Below are 22,918 nucleotides of genomic sequence, written 5' to 3' on the forward strand. Positions count from 1 at the left end.
CCCGCTCGGCTGCATTCCCTGTAGGAGCTGGCGAAGCCTGCGATCTTTTGATCTTGTCTTTTCGCTTGAAACTCAAGCGCCAGAGCAAAGATCGCAGGCTTCGCCAGCTCCTACAGGAGGCACGCCTCAAGAGGCGCTGATCCGCCATATCCCGAACGGTTGGTACGCCGGGTCGATGCGCATGAACTGGTACTTGCCATACCACGTCCAACGATGCCCGCTCATCAAATCCTCGCCCTGGGTCTGGGCATCGTCCGGCAGCCCCATCTCCCACAGCGGCAATTCGAAGTTGGCCTCCTGCGGGTTGTGCGGGTCGAGACTCACGGCCACCAGGATGAAATTGCTGCCGTCGGCGGTGCGTTTGCCGAAATACAGGATGTTGTCGTTCCAGGCGTTGTAGATCGTCAGGCCCAGGTGCGTATGCAGCGCCGGGTTCTGCCGGCGGATGCGGTTGAGCTGGGCGATTTCGGCAATGATGTTGCCCGGCGCGGTGAAGTCCCGGGGGCGGATCTCATACTTTTCCGAGTCGAGGTACTCCTCCTTGCCCGGCACTGGCGCCGATTCGCACAACTCAAACCCCGAATACATGCCCCACAGGCCCGAGCCCATGGTCGCCAGGGCCGCGCGGATCAGAAACCCGGCGCGCCCCGACTCATGGAGAAACGCCGGGTTGATGTCCGGCGTGTTGACGAAAAAGTTCGGCCGGTAGCACTCGCGTAACGGGGACTGGTTGAGCTCGGTGAAATACGTCGCCAGTTCGGTCTTGGTATTGCGCCAGGTGAAATAGGTGTAGCTCTGGGAATAACCGACCTTGCCCAGGCGCGCCATCATGGCCGGCGTGGTGAAGGCTTCGGCGAGGAACATCACTTCAGGGTGCTGGGCCCGCACATCGGCAATCAACCACTGCCAGAACGGCAACGGCTTGGTGTGGGGATTGTCGACACGGAAGATCTTCACGCCTTCATTGACCCACCCCACCACCACGTCCCGCAGTTCCAGCCACAGGCTGGGAATCGCATCCGCGGCGTAGAAATCGACGTTGACGATGTCCTGGTATTTCTTCGGCGGGTTTTCCGCATATTTGATCGTGCCGTCCGGCCGCCAGCTGAACCAGCCCGGATGCTGCTTGAGCCACGGGTGGTCCTGGGAACACTGGATGGCAAAGTCGAGGGCAATTTCCAGGCCGTGGTCGGCCGCTGCCGCCACCAGACGCCGGAAATCCTCGCGCGAGCCCAACTGCGGGTGAATCGCCTCATGACCGCCCTCCTCGCTCCCGATGGCATAAGGGCTGCCCGGATCGTCAGGACCGGCGGTGAGGGAGTTGTTCGGCCCCTTGCGAAAGCTGCGACCGATGGGATGGATCGGCGGGAAGTACAGCACATCAAAACCCATGTCCTGGATCACGGCCAGACGCGAATGCACGTCATTGAAGGTGCCATGCCGCTGGGGATCATCGGTGATCGAGCGGGGAAACAGTTCGTACCAACTGGCGAACTCGGCCAGCTTGCGCTCGACGTCCAGAGGGTATTGCGGGCTGAGACTCAAGTAGGGCCGATGATCGGCCTGGGACATGAGAGCGGCACTGCGCGGCGCCAGGAACAATGCTACCTGCTCGGCGGGTAACAAGCCGGAGAGCTCATGGTGCAACGCGGTCAACTGCTCCCTCAGCTCACCTTCACTACGCTCGGCCGCCATCTGCACCTGATTGCGTCCTTCCTGCAATTCCAGGCTGATGGGCACCCCGGCAGCGAATTTTTTTTCCAGCTCATAGCGGAAACTAGCGAACTGATCGATCCAGGCCTCGATGCGAAACACATAAAAGCCCTGCTCAGGCACATTGAACTGGCCTTGCCAGCCGTTATTGCCCAGCTCGGTCATGACCGCGCTGTTCCAGGACTCGTCCTTCAGCGCGCGCCAAAGAATATGCACGGCCAGTTTGTCATGGCCATCGGCGAACACTTTACTGGTCACCGTTACGTCCTGCCCGGCCACGGCCTTGGCGGCGAATTGCCCACCCTCGATGACCGGCATGGTGCTTTCAATGGCAATACGTGGCAGTAACAGGGCCTGGGACAGTGGCAAGTGCGGGTTGTACGACAGGTCAGTCGGGTGTTCAGCAGTCATCGAGCATCGCTCCTTTTACGCCCCATGGACGTTGTGGCGGTAAAGGCCCAGTAGTCCTTGAAAAAATGGATCCCTGAAAAAACTCACTTAAACTCCGAACCGAACCCACGGTTAAAAGTTCAGAGTGATTTGCCCTGATGACAGCGGGATCAAACCAGGCGCAAGGTGGTCAACAAGGTTAAGCACGACTCAAGCCATGTGCGTCACGGAGACCCGTCCTGATGAATATTCCCATCCCGGCTGAAACCCCCGACCCCAACATTGACGACCCCACCCTGCCGCCACCCGGCCCTGAGCCGGAACCGATTCCGGAACAAGACCCGCCGCTCGATCCCCAGCCGCCGTTGGGCGACCCACCGAGCGAGGCGCCGCCGGAGCGGGTTTGAACCAACAGCCTAGTGGGTAACAAAAAACCCACACTGGGTTATGTGTTCTGGCTGATCGCGGTCACGGTTTTTCCTCCTTCTCCAGCGCCCGGACAATCAGCGGCATCACGCTGAAGATCGCCAGCGCCAACACCGTACTGAGCACTGCCGTCGATTCCCGCCCCAGCCCGGCGGCGACGCCGATGGCGGCGGTCATCCAAAGGCCGGCGGCAGTGGTCAGGCCTTTTACGTGGCTTTCATCACCATCGTTGCCCTTGAGGATAGTGCCCGCGCCAAGAAAGCCGATGCCGGCGATGACCCCTTGCACCACACGGCTCATGGCATCAGCCTCGGAACCGGACATCTGCGGCACCAGCACAAACAGCGCCGCCCCCAAGGCCACCAGCATATGGGTCCGCACCCCGGCGGCCTTGCCCTTGTGTTCGCGCTCGAAACCCAGGATGCCGCCCAACAACGCAGCCATTAGCAGGCGCACGGTGACTCGCGTCATCTGCTGTGCATCGGTGATATCGGCGAACTCCGATTGCAGGGTGATCCAGACTTCATGCCACCAAGCGTCCATGGACGGTCCTCTTTCCAGTCGATAAACGATGGACCGCAAGCCTGGCCAGAGGTGCGCTCGACCGCTGATCAGACGTAACGAACCCCGGTCGCGGACCAGCGCCTAACGTTCAGGACATCCAGAAGGAAGCTTGACCATGAGTGTAAGTATCGATAGCAACCAAATCTGCTCTTTCGACACCGACGAGTTCCAGGAACAACGGCCCGCCAGCGAGCTGACCGTTATCACTGTCCCGGACAAAGCCATGTCGGCGGTTGAACTCAACGGTGGTCGGGTCTACATCACCGAGGCCGAAGCCGATGCCCTGACCGGGGCCGGGGCGGCCGATGAACGTAAGCACCTCAGGGCTACCGATAGCGATTCGGTTATCTGATTGATTTGTGGGAGCAAGGCTTGCCCGCGACGAAAAAGCTGGGTGTCCGTGGCACCGAGGAGCCTGTATCGCGAGCAAGCTTTGCTCCCACTGAGATCCTCGCCATAAAGATTTATTCGTCTGACCCCGACTGCATCAAAGTGTCGCAGGGCCGGGGCCTCACGGCATCTGATCCGGTTTTTATCGAGATACCTGAGTCTGTTATGTAAACAGTTCGGTGGTCATAGTGCGTCAGCCAGTTACAGGCTGAGGAACGACCGACCATGAGCGAAAGAATCCCCGTCCAGTTGATACAACACTTCGACCCCGCGCCGACGAAGATAAAGACCCGGACCACCGATAACCTGATCCACACCCGCAGCTTTACCGGTTTGTTTCGCAGCTTGCGCATCGGCGGTGCGGGGGTTCTGTTCCTGTTGTTTTTCGGCACCGTATGGCTGAACTGGGGCGACCGTCAGGCGGTGCTCTGGGACCTCGCCGACAGCAAATTCCACATTTTCGGCGCGACCTTCTGGCCCCAGGATTTCATCCTGCTGTCGGCACTGCTGATCATCGCCGCCTTCGGCCTGTTCGCGATCACTGTGTTTGCCGGTCGGGTATGGTGCGGCTACACCTGCCCGCAGAGCTCCTGGACCTGGATCTTCATGTGGTGCGAGAAGATCACCGAAGGCGAACGGCACCAACGGATCAAGCTGCAGGCGGCGCCCTGGAGCTTGAACAAACTGCTGCGTCGCTCAGCCAAACATACATTGTGGCTGGCAATCAGCCTGCTCACCGGATTGACCTTTGTCGGCTATTTCACGCCGATCCGCCCCCTGGCCGAAGAACTTCTGACCCTGCAAATGGCCGGTGTCAGCCTGTTCTGGGTGCTGTTCTTTACCGGCGCTACCTACCTCAATGCCGGCTGGCTGCGTGAAGCGGTGTGCATGCACATGTGCCCCTATGCACGGTTTCAGAGCGTGATGTTCGACAAAGACACCCTGACCATTTCCTATGACACGGCCCGTGGCGAAATCCGTGGCCCGCGCAAGCGCGAAGTGAACCCGGCCAATGTCGGCTTGGGCGATTGCATCGATTGTCAGATGTGCGTGCAGGTTTGCCCCACCGGCATCGACATTCGCGACGGCCTGCAAATGGAGTGCATCGGCTGCGCCGCCTGCATCGACGCCTGCGACTCGATCATGGACAAGATGGGTTACGCCCGTGGCCTGATCAAGTACACCTCCGAACACCAGTTGCAAGGCGGCAGGACTCACCTATTGCGGCCCCGGTTGGTTGGCTACACGGCCGTGCTGCTGGTGATGATCGGCGCATTGGTCGTGGCACTGGCAGAACGCCCCATGGTGTCCCTGGACGTGACCAAGGACCGCGGGCTGTTCCGCGAAAACAGCCTGGGCCAGATCGAGAACATCTACAGCCTGAAAATCATCAACAAGACCCAGCAGCGCCAGGATTATCAGCTGTCCCTGGCGGACGCCGAAGGTTTTGTCCTGCAGGGCAGAACGCACTTGAGCCTGGCGCCGGGGGAAATCCTCGACGTACCGGTGTCGGTGGCAATGCTCAGCGAACGGCCCCGTAGCGGCTCCCGGGAGATGATCTTCAAGGTGATCGACAGTGACGAGCCTGGGACGTTCAGTGAGGCCACGAGCCGCTTTGTGGCGCCGATAAATCGTTGAGGCTTAAGATGCCGCGGGCTTGTGGGAGCAAAGCTTGCTCGCGAAGAACGATGACGCGACCTTACTGTTGATCCGTGTCGCCTGCATCGCGAGCAAGCTTTGCTCCCACGGTTTGAAAAAACGCAAATCATGTGTCACTTAAGACTAGGCCCACCATGAAACGCTACGAGAAATTCGCCGATGACATCGCTGAACTGATCCGCTCCGGCGTGCTGGGCCCAGGGCAGCGTGTGCCATCGGTGCGTTATGCCAGCCAGACCTACGGCGTCAGCCCGTCCACGGTGTTCCAGGCCTACTACCTGCTGGAGCGTCGTGGCCTGATCCGGGCTCGTCCGCGCTCCGGCTACTTCGTCAACGCCCATGCCCCCAATCCGTTCGCCGAACCGGTGATCAGCCCCCAGGTGCACGACAGCACCGAAGTCGACGTCAGCGAGCTGGTATTTTCGGTGCTGGACTCGATCAAGGATCCGGCCACCGTACCGTTCGGTTCGGCGTTCCCCAGCCCGACCCTGTTTCCCCTGCAACGACTGTCCCGCTCGCTGTCCAGCGCAACGCGGGACATGGACCCTCGAATGGTGGTTACGGACATGTCACCGGGCAATCCGCAATTGCGCCGACAGATCGCCCTGCGCTACATGGTCGGCGGGCTGATGCTGCCCATGGAAGAACTGCTGGTCACCAATGGCGCCCTGGAAGCCTTGAACCTGTGCCTGCAAGCCGTCACCGAGCCCGGCGACCTGGTGGCCATCGAGGCGCCGGCGTTCTACGCCAGCCTGCAAGTGCTGGAGCGGCTCAAGCTCAAGGCAGTGGAAATTCCGGTGCACCCGCGCGACGGCATCGACCTGGATGTATTGGAGCAGACGCTGGAGCGCCACCCGATCAAAGCATGCTGGTGCATGACCAGTTTCCAGAACCCCATGGGCGCCACCATGCCCGAGGAAAGAAAACAGGCGTTGGTGCAGTTGTTACGCCGTCATCAGGTGCCGCTGATCGAGGACGACGTGTACGCAGAACTCTATTACGGCCAGCAGGCACCCAAGCCGGCCAAGGCGTTCGACACCGAAGGGCTGGTGATGCATTGCGGTTCGTTCGCCAAGAGCCTGGCGCCAGGCTATCGCATCGGCTGGGTCGCCGCCGGGCGTTACGCACAGAAGATCGAACGGCTCAAACTCATGACGTCACTGTGCGCCTCGATGCCAGCCCAGGCGGCCATCGCCGATTACCTGCAACACGGTGGTTATGATCGCCATCTGCGCAAACTGCGCTACGCCCTGGAAGAACAGCAAAGCGCCATGCTCGCCGCCATCGCCCGCTATTTCCCCACCCAGACCCGCGTCAGCCAGCCGGCGGGTGGGTATTTCCTGTGGCTGGAACTGCCAGAGCAGATGGACTCGCTGAAACTGTTCCAGATGGCCTTGGCCCAAGGCATCAGCATCGCTCCGGGGCCGATCTTTTCACCGACCCGGCGTTTCGGCAATTGTATCCGTTTGAACTACGGCAGCCCGTGGACCGAAGTGTCGGAGAAAGCCATGGAGACGTTGGGGCGGATTATTCGGTCGTTTTGATATGGGGTTGTCTGTTATTGCCCCATCGCGAGCAGGCTCGCTCCCACATGAGATCTGCTGAGTAGCTGAGAGATTCGTCTCGCCGCAAACCCACTGTGGGAGCGAGCCTGCTCGCGATGGCGGTAGAACAGACAACTTATATTTCAAAGCTCAACGCCCGCCCCCCAAATCCACAAACGTCCCCGTCGCATACGAAGCCTTGTCCGACAGCAACCAGATAATCGCTTCAGCCACTTCATCGGGGCGGCCGCCCCTGGCCATGGGAATCGCCGACTCCAGCTTGCTGACCCGGTCCGGGTCGCCGCTGAGGGCATGGAAATCGGTATAGATATAACCTGGGCGAACCGCATTGACGCGGATTCCTTCCCCCGCCACTTCCTTGGACAGGCCAATGGTGAATGTGTCCAACGCGCCCTTGGAGGCCGCGTAGTCAACATATTCGCCCGGCGCGCCCAGGCGGGCAGCCACCGAGGAGACGTTCACAATACTGCCACCCTGCCCGCCATGCCTGGGCGACATGCGCAGCACCGCGTGCTTGGCGCACAGGATCGGCCCCAGGACGTTGGTCTTCATGATCTTTTGAATGCGAAACTCGGACATTTCGTCAAGCCGGGACTTGTGGGCGACCGTGCCGGCATTGTTCACCAAAGCGGTGACGCGGCCCAACTCAGCGTCCACACGGTCGAACAGCGCGACCACTTCGTCTTCGATACTGACATCCGCCCGCACGGCAATCGCCTGGGCGCCCTTGGCCCGGACCTGTCCGAGCACATCCTGCGCGGCGCCTTCATCGGACTGGTAATTGATGCAGATCCGATAGCCCAGGTCGGCAGCCAACAGCGCCGTGGCTGCCCCGATCCCGCGCCCGCCACCGGTGATGACGATGACTTTATCCACGTTTGCTCTCCCCATTCACGGATAGACGTGCGGCCCAAGAATAGCGTTCACGCTGCGCTTTTGCACAAGCCGTTGTGCTTGCGCTTGGCTCAGCGGGCCAAAGCCCGTAGATCCAGACGTCCATCCAGCAACGGCGGGCACCAGTAGTAGCCCCCCGTGATCGGCCGGCTCATGCGATACAGGCCGTCGGTGATGCCGTCCTCAAGGCCGCTCATGCGCCGCAGTTGGGCCTCGAAAGCGTCGAGGGAGAAACCGAACGCCAGGAACATCAGACCGGCGCGATCCCCTTCAATCCACGGCATGGAGCGGCGTACGACGAAGGCTTCTGGGGCGAAGCTTTCCTGGGCGGTGCGTTTGACGTGGGCCGACGCCGGGGCATCGTCGATTTCCTCGTTGTCGCTCAGGCGCCGGCCCATGATGTTGTCGCGTTCATGGGGCTGCATGGCGGCGAAACCATCCAGATCGTGTTGCCATTGCTGGATCGCCGCGAAACTGCCGCCGCGCACCCCATCGACACCCTGAGCCAGGGCCGCGGCGATGGCCGCTTCATCGTGAGGGTTCTCAGTGCCGTCTTCATAACCGGTCAGGTCATGGCCGGTCATGTGGCGGAAGGCTTCATTCATCTGCACCAGGCGCAACGCCGGGGCCAGAGCAGCCTCGATGGCACGGCTGCGGTGCAGCAGCTCGCCACGGTCTTCGCCGTGTAGCCAGCACCACAGCGCGTGCTGGGTCGAAGGGTTGTCCACGCCTACGCCGGCCAGGGCCGGAAACGCCCGCAGACCTTCGACCTGCGCGCCCAGCGCCTGGACCAGTGACTCGCCAAAACCGATCACCACTCGATCGTCGACTTGCAACAAGAGCTTATCGATCGCAGCCGGCAGCGCCTCGACCGATTCCAGGGCAAAAAACAAGTGACGGGCCTGAGGCGGAACAGGGGTGGCGAGAATGCCGGGCTGGTAGTAGCTCATGTGGACTCCTTTAGAAAGAGCGCAAGTTTACCCGGCGACCGGTGGTTTGTGTGGTTCGCCATGGGGCTGTCGAAGCCCGGAAGCCAAAGATTTTTGTAGGAAGTCTCTTTCAACCCGGTCAGATGACTCGCAACCCGGTTCGGATCGGCAGACTCCCGATTGCCGGACAACCGAAAACGCCCTAGATTGAGTGCCCCCAAAGCTGCTGGCAGAGCGGCTGGCATCCTCAGGACTCATGGAGAACGGTCAGACATGCACATCGCCAAATCGATACTCACGGGCGTTTTTTTCCTGGCCTGTGGAACGACAACGGGCTTTGCCCAGGAACGCGTTGAAGACACCGTCAATGCCGTGATCCAGCCCTTGATGAAACAACAGGACATCGCCGGCATGGCCGTGGCAATCACTCACAACGGTGAACATCAGTACTTCAATTACGGGGTGGCCTCCAAGGACACGAAGCAGGCAGTGACCGACCAGACGCTGTTCGAGATCGGCTCGGTCAGCAAGACCTTCACCGCCACCCTCGGTGCCTACGCCCAGGCCCAAGGCAAGCTGTCCCTGTCGGACCCGGCCGGTCGCTTCGCCCCCGAGCTGAGCGGCAGCGCGCTGCAAGGCATCAGCCTGCTCAACCTTGCCACCTACACGCCGGGTGGCCTGCCGTTGCAGTTTCCTGGCGAAGCGGACCATCCGGACCGGATGTTCGGCTACTACCAGACCTGGAAACCACTCTACCCGGCCGGTACCCAGCGGCTCTATTCAAACCCGAGCATCGGCCTGTTCGGCTACCTGGCGGCCCGCAGCCTGGGACGACCGTTTGATGAGGTGATGGAACAGACGCTGATGCCGGGATTGGGCCTCAAGCACAGCTATGTGCGGGTGCCCAAGGATCAACTCAGCCGATACGCCCAAGGCTACGCGAAGGACGGCAAGCCTGTGCGGGTCGGACCTGGAGCGCTGGACTCCGAGGCCTATGGCGTGAAAACCAGTTCATCGGACCTGATCCGCTTCATCGAGGCTAACCTGCGGCCTGAAAAGCTCGACGCCGATTTGCGGCAGGCCATTACCACGACACACACCGGGTTCTACAAGGTCAGTGGCATGACCCAGGGGTTGGGTTGGGAGTTCTATCCCTACCCGGTCACGCTTGACGCGTTATTAGCCGGCAATACACCGCAGATGGCCCTGATGCCACAAAAAGTGGCACCGCTCGACCCACCCTTGCCCGCGCCGGCTGACAGCTGGATCAACAAGACGGGATCGACCGGTGGCTTCGGTGCCTACGCGGCATTCGTCCCTGGGAAGGATATGGGGATCGTGATACTGGCAAACAAAAACTACCCGATCGAGGAACGGGTGAAGGCCGCGCACAAGATCCTGACGGCGCTGGAGAAACAATAGGCGCCACCATCGCCTGCCCGGTCAATCCTCCAGCGGCTTCGGCGCAGTCATTGGCTTACCTGCCTTGCCCGCCTTGGCGCCTTTGCCTTCCGGGGCTGGCGCGGCTTCAGGCGCGGGAGTCGGGGCTGGCGCCGCCGCTTCCTTTTCTGCTGGAGGCAGTTTATCGACCGTGTCGAAGATGTCCTTCAGCTCAATCGCTCCTGAGTGCTCAAGCTTCTTTTCTCCGTCCTTGCCCACCAGGATGATCTTGGTCTGGGCACCGGCCCCCAACTTGAGTGAACGGATCAGCGCCATGGTGCTTTGCGGGTCCAGGTCTTTGCCGTCACGCTGCCCCATCGTGTTGAGCACGGTGTAAAGCACCAGGTTGCGCTCGGAAAAACCCTGTTTGCCGGCCGGTTCCTCCAGTGCTTTTTTCAAGCTGACCCATGCAGGATCGACGGTGCTCGGCGCGATGACAATCAAGGGGCGGGATTTGCCCTTGTCCGCGGCCAAGGGTGAGTCGCCATCCGCAGCGAACAAGGGACCAGCAATGGCCAGCAAGGTAGCGAAGGTCAACGACCGAATGAGCATGCGCCTCTCCTTTTGATATCTACGCTGTACTGATTGCGCATGGCGGCGATTGTTCCGCGACAGTCGCCCATTACCGCGTCTGCCTGCCTTGAAGCTTAGGCCAGAGGGGTCATTGCGCAACCGTGGCGCAGGAGATGAACAATTTCGTTACAGGAGTCGGGCACAACTTATTTGGGAGCGAGCCTGCTCGCGATGGCGCACAGTCAATCAAGCAGATGTTCTGCTGTACCGGCCTCATCGCGAGCAGGCTCGCTCCCACATTGGTTGATGCGGAGGTGAGTTAGAACGCCAACTTGAACCCGATCATCGCCAGCATCACTGCCAGGCATGGGCGCAGCACCTCATCGGAAATGCGCCCCGACAAGTGACTGCCCAGGTAGATGCCCGGCAACGAGCCGACCAGCAGGTAACCCAGGATGTGCCAGTCCATGTTGCCCATGCTGGCGTGACCCAGGCCAGCGACCAGGGTCAGCGGTACGGCGTGGGCGATTTCAGTGCCCACCAGGCGCTTGGTGACCAGGAATGGATAGAGAATGAACAGTGCGACGGTGCCCAGCGCGCCAGCGCCAATGGAGGTCAGTGCGACCATGACGCCCAATATCAGGCCAGTGACGACGGTGAGTACATTGAGCCGCGAGCCGGTGGGATTGTAGTGACCGCCTGCACGATCATGGGCAAATTGCAGGAGGCGTTTCTTGAACAGAATCGCCAGGGCGGTGGCGAACAGCACAAAACCCAAGGCTTGCTTGATGATCGCGTTCATGGCGTCGGGCGAACTGTGCAGACTGCTGAGAAACCACAGCGTCAATCCAACCGCCGGCACACTGCCCAAGGTCAGCCAGCCGGTGATGGCCCAATCGATGTTGCGGTTTTTGGCGTGAACCAATACACCGCCGGACTTGGTAATCGCCGCGTACAGCAGATCGGTACCCACTGCGGTTGCAGGGTTGATACCAAACCACAACAGAATGGGGGTCATCAGCGAACCGCCGCCCACGCCGGTCATCCCGACGATGAAACCGACGACCAAGCCCGCTATGACTAAACCGACATTACCGAAATCCATTAAGCGCGACCGCATGAAATAAAATCTGGTCGCGAGCATAGCGATTTTTCTTATAACCACCTATACCGATGTGATCTATCTTTATTCCCTTTTCCTCTGACGTTACTGAACCGGCAGGAAGTTAAGAAAGAGCAGACTCTGGGCATAGTTCAGACCGATCCGCCGGTAGCGCTCGTCCAGCATTTGGGTGAGCAGGTCCAGGCGCGCAACGATTTTTCCAAACTCCACAGCAAAGCTGAGATTGCTGCCCTCCTCCGAAATCTCATTGGAAAACAGCAGCGGTTTGCCGTCTTTGTCCAGTCGTTGGCTGAGTATCCAAGTGGCTTTTTCGATGTTGCGCGCCGCGTTGCTGACAAAGCGCGGGTCGATCGTATCGGTCATGTAGAACTCGAGACGATTGCCATGGGCCGTGACCAGCATGCTGCCAATGGCGTAGATGAACGCCCCCACCCGATCCCCCAGGAACTCAGGGCTCATGGCATAGCTCAGGGCGGCCAGGTCCTTCTTGCCGCCCAGGGTCGGCAACGGCTGTTGTTGCTCGATGGCCAGGCGCACCTGCTTTTCAGCAGCTCGGGCGTCGAGAAACCCGGACTTGCGCAACTCTTCGGGGTTGCGCAGATAAAGCTTGTTCATCAGCAGATAGAGGCTTTGCAGGTTGTCATGCATCGCCAGTGTGGCCATGCGGTCAACGCTGGTCTGCAGCAGCTCCTGGGGCCTGGTATTGCTGAACTGCGTGACCATGTCCTGCCCCTGCTGATGACTGCAACCGCTGCCAAGCAACATCAACACGCCGGCCAACAGCGCTGAACAGCGACGTCGCGACACCATCACGAAATGAAAAACACCGGCCATCGAGTCTCGGTCTGGGCTTGGGGAGGCGGTGGGGCTCGCCGCTTCCTGGCCATGGATAGAGCGGCAAAAAACGTAAAAGTGCGATGGACGAGGGAAAACCCCAAAGACGGGAAAGATTCGCATCACTCAATTAGTATGACTTTTTAATTGATTAATCACGATTAATGGCTATATATCCCTTCTAGCCTTTCAAATAGAAAGACTACTAAGCGAATTAAACCTTCATCGCTGTCCGTCTAAACACCGGACTCGACCCGCGTTCCAAACAACAACAAGACAGGAAGGAAGGTCACACCATGCTTGAATCCAGACATCTGCTCACGGCTCTCGGAGTGTCTCTGATGATCGCCACCTCTGCATCCCAGGCCGCCGGCCTGAGCAATGAACGCGCAGCGTTCGGCAAGACCAACGACGGTACCGCAGTGGAAAAATTCGTACTGCGCAACAGCCACGGCATGGAGGCCACTGTCATCACGTACGGCGGGATCCTCCAGTCACTGATCGTGCCGGACAAGAACGGCCAGGCCGCCGATGTGGTGCTGGGCTTCGACGATGTGCAGGGTTACCAGAAGAACGGCAATGTGTATTTCGGCGCAACCATTGGCCGCTTCGGCAATCGCCTGGCGGGCGGTGCATTCGAGTTGGACGGCAAGCGTTACCAGGTGCCGCAGAACGACAAGAGCAACTCCCTGCATGGCGGACCGCAAGGTTTCGACAAGCGCGTCTGGAAGGCCGAACCCCATGACGGCAAGGACTCGGTGGGCGTGACCCTGACCTACCTGTCGGCCGATGGCGAGATGGGTTTCCCTGGTGCACTGAAAACAGATGTCACCTACAGCCTCAATGAACAGAACGAATTACGCATCGAGTACCAAGCCACCACCGACAAACCCACGGTGCTGAACCTGACCAACCACAGCTATTTCAACCTCGCCGGTGCCGGTAACGGCGACATACTGAAACAGGTCGCGACACTGCACGCCGCCCATTACACCCCGGTGACCGACAAGCTTATCCCCACCGGTGAGTTGGCCCCCGTGGCCGGTACGCCGATGGACTTCACCAAGCCCACCGCCATCGGCACCCATATCAAGGCTGATCACCCGCAGCTCAAATTCGCCGAACCCAAACAGGGCGGTTTCGATTTCAACTGGGCGCTTGACGCCAAGGGTGACGTGAGCAAACTGGCCGCTGATGTCCATGATCCACAGTCCGGACGGCGCTTGCAGCTCTACACCACCGAGCCTGGCGTGCAGTTCTATACCAGCAACTTCCTCGACGGCACGGTCAAGGGCAAGCAAGGCAAGGTCTATCCGCATTGGGGCGCGTTCACTCTGGAAACCCAACACTACCCCGACTCGCCCAACCAGCCGAACTTCCCGTCGACCCGGCTTGACCCCGGCCAGACCTACACCCAGACCATGGTGTTGAAGTTCTCCGCGCAATAAATCCTGCCCTTCGAAAAGATCGTTCTCACCGCGGTGGGGACGATCAACCTTGAATACCTGGTCTATCCTGCTGCCACACGTCTGATGTTCTGCAAACAGGAGGTAGACATGAGGACTCTGGAACTGGCTGGCGAGGCCGTACCGGTGATTGGCCAGGGCACCTGGCGCATGGGTGAAGAACCGTCCCTTCACAAGAAGGAAGTGGCGGCCCTGCGCCTGGGCATCGAATTGGGCATGACGCTGATCGACACGGCGGAGATGTACGCCGAGGGCGGCGCGGAAGAGGTCGTTGGGGAAGCGATCACCGGCCTGCGGGACCAGATTTTCCTGGTGAGCAAGGTGTATCCCCACAATGCCAGCCGCAAAGGCATTCCCCAGGCCTGCGAACGCAGCTTGCGGCGACTGGACACCGATTACATCGACCTTTATCTGCTGCATTGGCGCGGGCAATACCCGCTGGAAGAAACCGTCGAAGCGTTCGAACGCCTGCGCGAAGAAGGCAAGATCGGCCGCTGGGGCGTGTCGAACTTTGATGTCGCGGACCTTGAAGAACTGGCGTCACCGGCCTGCGCCACCAACCAGGTGCTGTACAACCTGCAGGAGCGTGGCATCGAGTTCGACCTGTTGCCCTGGTGCCAACAGCAGCGCATGCCAGTCATGGCTTACTGCCCGGTCGGCCAGGGTGGGCAACTGCTCAAGGACCACACCTTGACGCAGATCGCCGAACGCCATGGCGCAACCCCAGCGCAGATAGCCCTGGCCTGGCTGTTGCGTCAGGACAATGTCATTGCCATTCCCAAAGCCGTTCAGACTGAACATGTGCGCCTGAACGCCGAAGCGGCCAACCTGAAGCTCGCCCCCCAGGATCTGGCGGCGCTGGACTTGATGTTCCCGCAACCTGAGGGCAAGCAGCGGTTGGCGATGGTTTAGCACGCCCCGAGCGACGCGCTTTTCGTGGCGAGGGAGTTTGCTCCCGCTGGGGGCCGTAGGAGCTGTCGAGTGCAACGAGGCTGCGATCTTTCCCCAGACACTTGAGTCTCAAGCGAAAGATCAAGAGATCGCAGGCTTCGCCAGCTCCTACAGAGCCCAGCGGGAGCATTCCCAACAACACTGGCGCATCCGTCAGAACAAGCCCATCTGCCCCCCCACCAGGGTCGAGAAATCGTCATCCACAAACGGCAGAATCGCGTCCGCCACCGGTTGCAGCTGTTTGGTCACGTAATGGTCGTAATCGATCGGTGCGCTGCGGGTTTCCAGCGGCTCGGGGCCGGCGACCGTGATCACGTAGCTGATCCACCCGCCGTTCTGGTACTGCCGCGCCCGGCCCTGGCGCTGGTTGAACTCGTCAGCCAGTCGCGCGGCCCGCACATGCGGCGGTACGTTGCGTTCGTAGTCTTCCAGAGGCCGGCGCAAGCGCTTGCGGTAAACCAGCCGATCATCGAACGCTCCGGCCAGGGTCTGCTGCACATAATCGCGCACATAATCCTGGTAAGGCTTGCGGTGGAAGATCCGCCCATACAGCTCCTGCTGGAACTGCCGGGCCAGCGGCGACCAGTCGGTGCGCACGGTTTCCAGGCCCTTGTAGACGATCTCGTCGCTGCCGTCGGCGCGGGTTACCAACCCGGCATAGCGCTTCTTGCTGCCCTCTTCCGCGCCACGAATGGTGGGCATCAGAAAACGTTTGAAATGGGTTTCGAACTGTAACTCCAGTGCGCTCTCCAGCCCGAACTCATCACGCACGTGTTCGCGCCACCACTGATTGACGTATGCCACCAGTTCCTGGCCAATGGACGCTGCCTCTTGCTGACCGTGGGCCCGGCGCAACCAGACGAACGTGGAGTCGGTATCACCGTAAATCACCACATGCCCCCGGGCTTCGACCAACTGCCGGGTGCGCTGCATGATCTGGTGACCCCGCAGGGTGATGGATGACGCCAGCCGCGGATCGAAGAAACGGCAGCCACTGGAACCGAGCACGCCATAGAAGGCGTTCATGATGATTTTCAGTGCCTGGGACAGCGGTGCATTGTGTTCACGCTTGGCGGTTTCCCGGCCTTCGGCCACCCGCGCCACGATGGCCGGCAGGCAATGCCGCGTGCGGGAGAAACGTGCCCCGCGAAAGCCCGGCACCGACTGGCTTTCGTCCGGGTGGCGCAGGCCTTCGATCAGGCCTACCGGGTCGATCAGGAAGGTGCGGATGATCGACGGATACAGGCTCTTGTAGTCCAGCACCAGCACCGACTCGTAGAGCCCCGGCTGGGAATCCATGACAAAACCACCCGGGCTGGCCTCGGGCGGGCGCTGGCCTAGGTTCGGCGCGACGAAACCCTGGCGGTGCATGAGCGGCATGTACAAGTGGGTGAAGGCCGCCACCGAACCACCGCTGCGGTCCGCCGGCAGACCGGTGACGCTGGCCCGCTCCAGCAGGAACTTGAGCAGCTCGGTCTTGGCGAAGATCCGCGTCACCAGCTCACAGTCCTTGAGGTTGTAACGGGCCAGGGCCGGTTTGTCCTCGGCAAACATGCGGTTGATCTCGTCCATGCGCTGGTACGGGTTGTCGATGGACTTACCCTCTCCCAACAGCGTCTGGGCGACATTTTCCAGGCTGAACGAAGGAAAACTCCAGGTCGCCGAACGCAGCGACTCAATGCCGTCGATGATCAGCCGGCCGGCCGCCGAGGCGAAAAAGTGATTGTTGCGCGCGCCATGCTCACGCCACTGCATCTCCTCCCCGCCTCGCCCCAGGCGTAGCGGCACGGCCAGGCGCCGGGCGTGCTCATGCAACACGCGCAAATCGAACTGCACCAGGTTCCAGCCAATGATCGCGTCGGGGTCGAAACGGGCAAACCAATCGTTGAGTTTCTTGAGCAGCAAAGTGCGCGATTCACAATATTCGAGCTGGAAATCCACGGCAGTATCGTCGCCATTGGGCGGGCCGAGCATATACACCTGACGTTCGCCGCAGCCTTCAAGGGCAATGGAGTACAAATCGCCCTGGGCGGTGGTTTCGATGTCCAGGGACACCAGACGCAATGGCGGACGATAATCGGGCGCCGGTTTCATCTGGGCGTCCAGCAGCAGGCCATCGGCGGCCTCGGTGCCACCGAACCAGACTGGCGCGGTGATGAAACGCTCCATCAGGTAGCGTTCCGGCGGACGGATGTCAGCTTCGAACACATCCACGCCGGCGCGACGCAAGGTTGTGTCCAGGCGCATCAGTTGGGCATGTTGCCGGCAATACAGGCCCAGCACTGGTCGATGCGCGAAATCCAGCAGGTCCAGGGGACGCAACTCAACGTCCTTCTCCCCTTGCAGCAAGGCTTCGACCTGACCGCGCTGAATCTGCGGCACGAATGCCACCGACGGTTGCACCGGCAGGCGCACGCGACGGGGGCCGGCGTCGGTCGCCAGCCAGAATTCGACTTCGGTGCCGGCCGGGGTATCGCGCCAATGCCGGGTCAGGACGAAGCCCTGCTGTAAATCCACCGCTGCAACCTCGAATTTTGCGTAAGTTGCGATTCTACCTGTGGCGCGGGGATTTATCTGTGGGAGCAAGGCTTGCCCGCGATGAAGACGGCGCAGTCTCCCAGGGAAACGAGGCGCCCGCATCGCGGGCAAGCCTTGCTCCCACAGTGGCGAAAAATCCCCTCGCCCCAACAGTGTATGGCCTCACTTGGGTGGTGAACTCACCGGCAATGACGCTTTTGGACGACTGACTGCCGCTTTAGCGCTTGCTCTGCGCCGTTGGGTCTACGATTCTTAAACCACCCGCAAAAACAACACCTGAGGCTTCCCCATGAAAACCGTCGCGCAGTTGCTCCGGATCAAAGACGAGAAAAACCAGCAAGTGCACACCATCTCACCGGACGACATGGTGCTGCAGGCCCTGATGCGCATGGCCGAGAAAAACGTCGGTGCTTTGCTGGTGGTGAAGAACGGCGAAGTACTGGGGATCATCAGTGAGCGCGACTACGCACGCAAAATGGTCCTGCATGGCCGCTCTTCAGTCGGCACGAAAGTGAGCGACATCATGGTGTCACCCGTGATCACGATAGACCCCCACCAGAATGTCGAAGCCTGCCTGAGCATCATGACCGAAAAGCATCTGCGGCATTTGCCGGTGGTAGAAAACGGCAAGCTTGTCGGTCTGCTGTCCATTGGTGACTTGGTCAAGGAAGCGATTGCCGAGCAGGCGGACCTGATCCGACAACTGGAGCAATACATTCGCGGCGAATGACCCGCTCGGGCGGGTTGCTCAATCTCAACCGCCTTCTATATTGAAGGAGTTGTTCCTGCCGAGCATCCCGATGGCCGATACCGACCGACTGATCATTTGCGAACATTGTGATGCGGTGTACGAGCCGATGGTGCTCGCTGCGCATCAGAAAGCCTCGTGCGTGCGATGTGGCGCGGTGATCCAGCGCTACAACGGCCTGACCATTGAACAGCGCCTGGCCTTGAGCGTAACGGCAGCGGTGTTATGGGCCTTCGCCAACATCTATCCTGTGATGAGCATCCGTCTCCAGGGCCTGAGCAACAGCGCGACGCTGTGGGATTCCATCGTGGCGCTGAGCCAGGGCCCCATCACCTTCATCGCCCTGGTGGCCGCGGTGGCGATCATCATCGCACCGGTCTTTCAGTTGGCTCTGCTGATCTGGGTGCTGGCCTATGCCTACGCCAACCAACGAGCGCCGGGGTTCAGCCTGTGCATGCGCGGCCTGGAAACCCTGCGGCCGTGGAGCATGCTGGAGGTTTGCCTGTTGGGTGCGCTAGTGGCGGTGATCAAACTCGCCGGGCTGCTGGACGTGCTGCCGGGCATCGGCCTGTTTGCCCTGGCCGCCCTGAGTCTGCTGATGATCCGCATCGCCGGACGCGACGTGCGCGATTTGTGGGACAACCTATGAACCGCGAACCGTTGCCTCCCCCGCCCTTGGCCCGCGACCTGAACCTGTGCCTGTGCCACAGCTGCGGCCTGGCCTGTGACATGAGCGACGAGCCCGAAACCTGCCCCCGCTGCGACGCCCCGCTGCACCGGCGCAAACCCGACACGCTCACTCGTACCTGGGCTTACATGCTGGCGGCGTTGGTGTTCTACATTCCGGCCAACCTGCTGCCGGTGATGAATACCCAGATGCTCGGGGATGGCGCCGACAGCACCATCATCAGTGGTGTCATCGAATTCTGGCAAGGCGGCGCCTGGGACATCGCCCTGATCATTTTCATCGCCAGCATCGCGGTGCCAGGCATCAAGTTCGTGGTGTTGACCTTGCTGCTGGTCACCGTGCAGCGGCGCAGCACCTGGGCCCAGGTTCAGCGGGCGAAACTGTATCGGCTGGTGGAAGTCATCGGTTATTGGTCGATGCTCGACGTGCTGGTCGTGGCGCTGGTGGCGGCGCTGGTGAAGTTCCAGGCACTGAGCGATATCGAACCGCGACCGGGCATCCTGTTTTTTGGCCTCGTGGTGCTGTTCACCATGCTGTCGGCCATGAGCTTCGACCCGCGCCTGATCTGGGACACCCCACCATCCGAGGAGGCCATGGATGAAGTCGCAAGCCACTGACGGGCAGCAACCGGCACCCGGTCGCGCCCACGTCACCAGCCGCCGCTGGACGGTGTCGCTGGTATGGATAGTGCCGATCATCGCGGTGCTGGTAGGGCTGTCCCTGGTGGTCAATAACTGGCTGCAGGAAGGTCCGACCATCACCATTACCTTCAAGACCGGCCAGGGCCTGACCGCCAACAAGACACCGGTGAAATACCGCAACGTGGTCATCGGCCAGGTCACCGACGTGCAGTTGAGCGACGACCAGAAGAACGTCACCGCTACGGTCAAGCTGGCCAAGACGGCGGATACCTTCACGCATGAGGACTCGGTGTTCTGGGTCGTACGGCCGCGCATCGGGGCTGGCGGCATTTCCGGGATCGATACCCTGCTGTCGGGGGATTTCATCGGGGCCGACGCCGGTCAGTCGAAGGTTCGTGCCAAGTCCTTTACCGGCCTGGAAGCCCCGCCACCGATCACCTACGGTGAACCGGGCAAGCGCTTCACCCTGCATTCCCAGGACCTCGGCTCACTGGACATTGGCTCGCCGGTGTACCTGCGCAAGATTCCGGTGGGCCAAGTAGTGTCCTATGCGCTGGATGCCGATGGCAAAGGGGTCAACATCGACGTATTCGTCAATGCGCCCAACGATGTCTACGTCACCGAAAACACCCGATTCTGGAACGTCAGCGGCGTGGATGTGAACGTCGGGGCCAACGGTTTTGCGGTCAAGACCGAATCACTCTCGGCGCTGCTGGTGGGCGGCATCGCGTTTCGGGCACCGGAATACAGCCCCAACGACACCCCGGCCAACGAGGACAAGACGTTCGAGCTGTTTGCCGACCAGCAGAGCGCCCTGGCCCCGCCGGATGGCAAGGCACAATACCTGGCTTTACGTTTTGATCAGGCACTACGCGGCTTGCGGGTCGGGGCGCCGGTCGAATTCCTGGGCGTCGAAGTGGGCAGGGTTGTAGCCATCAACCTGGATTTCGATGAGAAGCAACGCAGCTTTCCGGTCAACGTCGGCGTGGTGATTTATCCCCAGCGCCTGGGGAAAGCCCATGAGAAGCTGCTCAAGTCCCTCAATCACAACCCGGACGACGAAGCGGCCGGCGCTCGCCTGATCGGCAGTTTCGTCGAGCGCGGCCTGCGTGCCCAGGCCCGCAGCGGCAACCTGCTGACCGGGCAGTTGTACATCTCGCTGGACTTCTACCCCAAGGCCGAAAAAGTCGCTTTCGATGCTAACGCTCGCCCCGTCCGCGTGCCGACCATCCCGGGCAGTCTCCAGCAACTGCAAGAACAACTGCAGGCCATGGTCGAGCGAATCAACAAGCTGCCCCTGGAAAGTGTGGCCAGCAACTTGAACGGCAACCTGGTGGAATTGCGCAAAGGCCTGGCCCAGTTCAACAGCAAGACCTTGCCAAGCGTGCAAAACACCTTGCAGGACGTGAGCAAGACCCTGCAATCGGCCAACTCGACCCTGGCCGAAGATTCGCCGCAACGCGAACAACTGACCCAGACCCTGGACGATCTTGGGCGTATGTCGCGTTCGTTGCGCGAGCTGTCCGACTACCTGAGCCGCCATCCCGAATCACTGCTTCGCGGCCGTCCCAAGGATGCACCGGCGCAAAATCTCACATTGCCGGTGAAAGAATGACTACAGGAGCACGCCCCATGCCGCCGATGCTGAAACTTACCCTGGTTGCCTTGGCGCTGCTGCTTGCTGCCTGCCGCGGCGACCCGATTCAGTACCACACCCTCAGCCCCGCTCAACCGGCCGGCCAGCCACGCACGAACATGGACATCCAGCTCGAGCAGGTGAGCGTTCCGCCTCAAGTGGACCGCGCGCAAATGGTCATTCGCCAAGGCAACAGCGGGCTGGCGATTCTGGAAACGCAATGGTGGGGCGCCAGTCTGGCCGATGAACTGCACAGCAGCCTGGACGAACAACTGAGCAACCCCGGCGCCCCGAAGTTATTGCTGCGGGTGGATGTGCAGCGCTTCGATTCGATCCCTGGCCAATATGCCCGCATGGACGTGCAATGGCGCCTGCGTGAGCTGAGCAACGAAGCCCGTACCCTGACCTGTCGTAACAGCCTGCAAACGCCGGCGGGAAGCAGCATCGACGAACTGGTGACGGCTCATCAGCAAAATGTCCGGCAGTTTGTCGGCCTCGTTGAGCAAGCTGCCGCCCGAAACGCGTGCCCTTGACCAGGGGCGTGCGCTCCTTTTGAACGTTCGCCTGAGACTCAATCGTCCAGAAAAGCTCGCAGCCTCGCTGCGCTCGACAGCTCCTACAAGGGCCAGTGCAGCGACAGCACCGGCGCAATGCGTGGATGGCGGTCGATGCGCTCCAGTAGCTCGTAGAATGGCGGTCGGGCGTTTAGCATGGCCTGCCGCGTGTCTTCCCACTTCGTGACCACTGCCGCCAGGATATCCAGTGCGCCCGGCTCGGCACCGCTGAGAAAAGGGCGAGCCGCAAACTGGTCGGCAAACAGCGCCCAGTTGCGATACAGCCGCTGCCGGGTGCCCGTTACCAATTGCTGCCGAGTCGCTTCATCAGCGTCGACCAGCCAACGCTCTGGAAAATCGATGATGCCGATGGGCGTGTAGCAATTGGCGACGATATAGACCAAGCCCCGTATGGCTTGAGCACGTTGGGCGGGATCTTCCGGCAGCAACTTCGATTCGGGGAAAACCAGGCCGAGGTGAATCAGAATTGCCGCAGCCTCGGTCAGCACCGAACCGTCCGGTAACTGCAAGGTCGGGACCTGTATTTGAGGATTTAACGTTTTGAGTTCTTTCGCCGCCTCGTTGTCTTCGGTCGAATAGGCATCGACGCGGCGATAGGGCACGCCACACAGGCACAGAGCGATCTCCACAGCCGAGGAGCCCGATTGCCTGTAACCAAATAACTGATACATGAACTTGCCTCCTGCGTTGGGATAGCCGGTAGAACCCGCAAGCCGATCAGTGTTCCACCCGGCAGACGACACGCACACTCTTGAGCCTGCCCGCATGCAGGCTGGACCGATCATTGATGCCGGCTGGCAGCAACTCAACGAGCTATCACCGCCGTCGATATTCACCATCAGGCCAATGAAGTTCTCTTGATTGGCGCCCCGGACAACAATGGCTCCACACCAACCAACTGCATCCCCGGAGCACACCATCATGAAACGTCAAATCATCCTCAGCCTCGCTTTCTCGGTACTGGCAGCCAACGCATTCGCCGCCACCTCCCACCCGGTCGTTGCCGAAGGTGGCTCTGATCGACTGATCGAAAAACGTGTTGCCGAAGGCGGCTCCGATCGTCTGATCCAGAACCGCGTTGCCGAAGGTGGCTCTGATCGCCTGATCCAGAACCGCGTTGCTGAAGGTGGTTCCGATCGCCTGCAACAGAATCGCGTCGCTGAAGGTGGCTCTGATCGCCTGATCCAGAACCGCGTTGCCGAAGGTGGTTCCGATCGTCTGCAACAGAACCGCGT

21 protein-coding genes and 1 pseudogene are annotated in these 22,918 nt (G+C 60.6%); 13 read left to right on the forward strand and 9 right to left on the reverse strand.

The genetic code is table 11. The features are described 5' to 3' along the window. Positions 1-126 precede the first annotated feature (126 nt). Positions 127-2,124 carry an alpha-1,4-glucan--maltose-1-phosphate maltosyltransferase gene (locus BMY45_RS25385; protein WP_092402928.1) on the reverse strand — a complete coding sequence of 666 codons (1,998 nt, stop codon included), beginning with the start codon at positions 2,122-2,124 and terminating at the stop codon, positions 127-129. A gap of 221 nt (positions 2,125-2,345) precedes the next feature. On the opposite strand from BMY45_RS25385, the gene BMY45_RS28235 reads away from it, so the two are divergent. Then, positions 2,346-2,510 (forward strand): hypothetical protein, encoded by a 165-nt coding sequence (locus BMY45_RS28235; RefSeq protein ID WP_177193391.1) that lies wholly within the window; start codon positions 2,346-2,348, stop codon positions 2,508-2,510. 61 nt (positions 2,511-2,571) lie between these two features. On the opposite strand, the gene BMY45_RS25390 is transcribed toward BMY45_RS28235, so the two are convergent. After that, a complete protein-coding gene (locus BMY45_RS25390; protein ID WP_047227772.1) occupies positions 2,572-3,072 on the reverse strand; it encodes an MgtC/SapB family protein in 501 nt (166 codons plus the stop codon). Positions 3,073-3,208: 136 nt separating this feature from the next. Between BMY45_RS25390 and BMY45_RS25395 the strand changes: the two genes are divergently transcribed. The 3 genes from BMY45_RS25395 (at position 3,209) to mapR (ending at position 6,686) form a co-directional block, all read left to right on the forward strand. Then, complete coding sequence (locus tag BMY45_RS25395; protein ID WP_092402930.1) at positions 3,209-3,445, forward strand: DUF3203 family protein; 237 nt, start codon at positions 3,209-3,211, stop codon at positions 3,443-3,445. A 263-nt stretch (positions 3,446-3,708) separates the two neighbouring features. Next, the gene (gene ccoG, locus BMY45_RS25400) at positions 3,709-5,121 is read left to right on the forward strand and encodes a cytochrome c oxidase accessory protein CcoG (protein ID WP_092402932.1); all 1,413 of its coding nucleotides are present in this window, start codon (positions 3,709-3,711) and stop codon (positions 5,119-5,121) included. A 155-nt stretch (positions 5,122-5,276) separates the two neighbouring features. After that, on the forward strand, positions 5,277-6,686 hold the full coding sequence (mapR, locus tag BMY45_RS25405; protein WP_092402934.1) for a GntR family transcriptional regulator MpaR: 1,410 nt from the start codon (positions 5,277-5,279) through the stop codon (positions 6,684-6,686). A gap of 150 nt (positions 6,687-6,836) precedes the next feature. On the opposite strand, the gene BMY45_RS25410 is transcribed toward mapR, so the two are convergent. Continuing rightward, a complete protein-coding gene (locus BMY45_RS25410; RefSeq protein WP_092402936.1) occupies positions 6,837-7,583 on the reverse strand; it encodes an SDR family oxidoreductase in 747 nt (248 codons plus the stop codon). Between the two features lie 89 nt (positions 7,584-7,672). Next, a complete protein-coding gene (locus tag BMY45_RS25415) occupies positions 7,673-8,551 on the reverse strand; it encodes a Dyp-type peroxidase (protein WP_092402938.1) in 879 nt (292 codons plus the stop codon). A 252-nt stretch (positions 8,552-8,803) separates the two neighbouring features. Here BMY45_RS25415 and ampC point away from each other — a divergent pair, with 252 nt between their 5' ends. Further along, positions 8,804-9,952 carry a class C beta-lactamase gene (gene ampC / locus BMY45_RS25420; RefSeq protein WP_092402940.1) on the forward strand — a complete coding sequence of 383 codons (1,149 nt, stop codon included), beginning with the start codon at positions 8,804-8,806 and terminating at the stop codon, positions 9,950-9,952. 21 nt (positions 9,953-9,973) lie between these two features. Here the strand turns inward: ampC and BMY45_RS25425 are convergent, their stop codons facing one another. The 3 genes from BMY45_RS25425 to BMY45_RS25435 all read right to left on the reverse strand — a co-directional run bounded on the left by BMY45_RS25425 (position 9,974) and on the right by BMY45_RS25435 (position 12,440). Next, a complete protein-coding gene (locus BMY45_RS25425; protein ID WP_092402942.1) occupies positions 9,974-10,522 on the reverse strand; it encodes a DUF4174 domain-containing protein in 549 nt (182 codons plus the stop codon). 280 nt (positions 10,523-10,802) lie between these two features. Then, entirely contained in the window at positions 10,803-11,588 is a 786-nt protein-coding gene (locus BMY45_RS25430) for a sulfite exporter TauE/SafE family protein (protein WP_047227884.1), read from the reverse strand. A gap of 102 nt (positions 11,589-11,690) precedes the next feature. Next, the gene (locus BMY45_RS25435; RefSeq protein ID WP_092402944.1) at positions 11,691-12,440 is read right to left on the reverse strand and encodes a hypothetical protein; all 750 of its coding nucleotides are present in this window, start codon (positions 12,438-12,440) and stop codon (positions 11,691-11,693) included. A 296-nt stretch (positions 12,441-12,736) separates the two neighbouring features. Here BMY45_RS25435 and BMY45_RS25440 point away from each other — a divergent pair, with 296 nt between their 5' ends. Beyond that, positions 12,737-13,888 carry an aldose epimerase family protein gene (locus BMY45_RS25440; RefSeq protein WP_092402946.1) on the forward strand — a complete coding sequence of 384 codons (1,152 nt, stop codon included), beginning with the start codon at positions 12,737-12,739 and terminating at the stop codon, positions 13,886-13,888. 108 nt (positions 13,889-13,996) lie between these two features. After that, a complete protein-coding gene (locus BMY45_RS25445; protein ID WP_092402948.1) occupies positions 13,997-14,818 on the forward strand; it encodes an aldo/keto reductase in 822 nt (273 codons plus the stop codon). Positions 14,819-15,010: 192 nt separating this feature from the next. On the opposite strand, the gene BMY45_RS25450 is transcribed toward BMY45_RS25445, so the two are convergent. Beyond that, positions 15,011-17,374: a DNA polymerase II gene (locus tag BMY45_RS25450; RefSeq protein WP_092402950.1), complete on the reverse strand. Its 2,364-nt coding sequence runs from the start codon at positions 17,372-17,374 to the stop codon at positions 15,011-15,013. A 310-nt stretch (positions 17,375-17,684) separates the two neighbouring features. Between BMY45_RS25450 and BMY45_RS25455 the strand changes: the two genes are divergently transcribed. From BMY45_RS25455 to BMY45_RS25475, 5 genes are all read left to right on the forward strand, one after another. Continuing rightward, a complete protein-coding gene (locus BMY45_RS25455) occupies positions 17,685-18,125 on the forward strand; it encodes a CBS domain-containing protein (protein WP_092402952.1) in 441 nt (146 codons plus the stop codon). Between the two features lie 70 nt (positions 18,126-18,195). Continuing rightward, the gene (locus tag BMY45_RS25460) at positions 18,196-18,792 is read left to right on the forward strand and encodes a paraquat-inducible protein A (RefSeq protein ID WP_092402954.1); all 597 of its coding nucleotides are present in this window, start codon (positions 18,196-18,198) and stop codon (positions 18,790-18,792) included. After that, the gene (locus BMY45_RS25465) at positions 18,789-19,448 is read left to right on the forward strand and encodes a paraquat-inducible protein A (RefSeq protein WP_092402956.1); all 660 of its coding nucleotides are present in this window, start codon (positions 18,789-18,791) and stop codon (positions 19,446-19,448) included. Before BMY45_RS25460 ends, BMY45_RS25465 begins: the two co-directional genes overlap by 4 nt. Beyond that, a complete protein-coding gene (locus tag BMY45_RS25470) occupies positions 19,429-21,087 on the forward strand; it encodes a PqiB family protein (RefSeq protein ID WP_092402958.1) in 1,659 nt (552 codons plus the stop codon). The genes BMY45_RS25465 and BMY45_RS25470 overlap by 20 nt, the downstream gene beginning before the upstream one ends. A 17-nt stretch (positions 21,088-21,104) precedes the next feature. After that, positions 21,105-21,641, forward strand: coding sequence for a PqiC family protein (locus tag BMY45_RS25475; RefSeq protein WP_092402960.1), 537 nt, complete (start codon positions 21,105-21,107; stop codon positions 21,639-21,641). 83 nt (positions 21,642-21,724) lie between these two features. Here the strand turns inward: BMY45_RS25475 and BMY45_RS25480 are convergent, their stop codons facing one another. Next, positions 21,725-22,354: a glutathione S-transferase family protein gene (locus BMY45_RS25480; protein WP_092402962.1), complete on the reverse strand. Its 630-nt coding sequence runs from the start codon at positions 22,352-22,354 to the stop codon at positions 21,725-21,727. Positions 22,355-22,604: 250 nt separating this feature from the next. On the opposite strand from BMY45_RS25480, the pseudogene BMY45_RS25485 reads away from it, so the two are divergent. Continuing rightward, positions 22,605-22,918: pseudogene (locus BMY45_RS25485) on the forward strand (phage infection protein); the annotation flags it as partial.

It is taken from the genome of Pseudomonas sp. NFACC39-1 (assembly GCF_900110355.1).
In the GTDB taxonomy this organism is placed as follows: domain Bacteria; phylum Pseudomonadota; class Gammaproteobacteria; order Pseudomonadales; family Pseudomonadaceae; genus Aquipseudomonas; species Aquipseudomonas tehranensis.

What these genes read in the sequence shown, in the direction of transcription:
- BMY45_RS25385 (WP_092402928.1), bottom strand. Translation starts at nt 2,124, where the DNA reads ATGACTGCTGAACACCCGACTGACCTGTCGTACAACCCGCACTTGCCA.
- BMY45_RS28235 (WP_177193391.1), top strand. Translation starts at nt 2,346, where the DNA reads ATGAATATTCCCATCCCGGCTGAAACCCCCGACCCCAACATTGACGAC.
- BMY45_RS25390 (WP_047227772.1), bottom strand. Translation starts at nt 3,072, where the DNA reads ATGGACGCTTGGTGGCATGAAGTCTGGATCACCCTGCAATCGGAGTTC.
- BMY45_RS25395 (WP_092402930.1), top strand. Translation starts at nt 3,209, where the DNA reads ATGAGTGTAAGTATCGATAGCAACCAAATCTGCTCTTTCGACACCGAC.
- ccoG (WP_092402932.1), top strand. Translation starts at nt 3,709, where the DNA reads ATGAGCGAAAGAATCCCCGTCCAGTTGATACAACACTTCGACCCCGCG.
- mapR (WP_092402934.1), top strand. Translation starts at nt 5,277, where the DNA reads ATGAAACGCTACGAGAAATTCGCCGATGACATCGCTGAACTGATCCGC.
- BMY45_RS25415 (WP_092402938.1), bottom strand. Translation starts at nt 8,551, where the DNA reads ATGAGCTACTACCAGCCCGGCATTCTCGCCACCCCTGTTCCGCCTCAG.
- ampC (WP_092402940.1), top strand. Translation starts at nt 8,804, where the DNA reads ATGCACATCGCCAAATCGATACTCACGGGCGTTTTTTTCCTGGCCTGT.
- BMY45_RS25425 (WP_092402942.1), bottom strand. Translation starts at nt 10,522, where the DNA reads ATGCTCATTCGGTCGTTGACCTTCGCTACCTTGCTGGCCATTGCTGGT.
- BMY45_RS25430 (WP_047227884.1), bottom strand. Translation starts at nt 11,588, where the DNA reads ATGGATTTCGGTAATGTCGGTTTAGTCATAGCGGGCTTGGTCGTCGGT.
- BMY45_RS25435 (WP_092402944.1), bottom strand. Translation starts at nt 12,440, where the DNA reads ATGGCCGGTGTTTTTCATTTCGTGATGGTGTCGCGACGTCGCTGTTCA.
- BMY45_RS25440 (WP_092402946.1), top strand. Translation starts at nt 12,737, where the DNA reads ATGCTTGAATCCAGACATCTGCTCACGGCTCTCGGAGTGTCTCTGATG.
- BMY45_RS25445 (WP_092402948.1), top strand. Translation starts at nt 13,997, where the DNA reads ATGAGGACTCTGGAACTGGCTGGCGAGGCCGTACCGGTGATTGGCCAG.
- BMY45_RS25455 (WP_092402952.1), top strand. Translation starts at nt 17,685, where the DNA reads ATGAAAACCGTCGCGCAGTTGCTCCGGATCAAAGACGAGAAAAACCAG.
- BMY45_RS25460 (WP_092402954.1), top strand. Translation starts at nt 18,196, where the DNA reads ATGGCCGATACCGACCGACTGATCATTTGCGAACATTGTGATGCGGTG.
- BMY45_RS25465 (WP_092402956.1), top strand. Translation starts at nt 18,789, where the DNA reads ATGAACCGCGAACCGTTGCCTCCCCCGCCCTTGGCCCGCGACCTGAAC.
- BMY45_RS25470 (WP_092402958.1), top strand. Translation starts at nt 19,429, where the DNA reads ATGAAGTCGCAAGCCACTGACGGGCAGCAACCGGCACCCGGTCGCGCC.
- BMY45_RS25475 (WP_092402960.1), top strand. Translation starts at nt 21,105, where the DNA reads ATGCCGCCGATGCTGAAACTTACCCTGGTTGCCTTGGCGCTGCTGCTT.
- BMY45_RS25480 (WP_092402962.1), bottom strand. Translation starts at nt 22,354, where the DNA reads ATGTATCAGTTATTTGGTTACAGGCAATCGGGCTCCTCGGCTGTGGAG.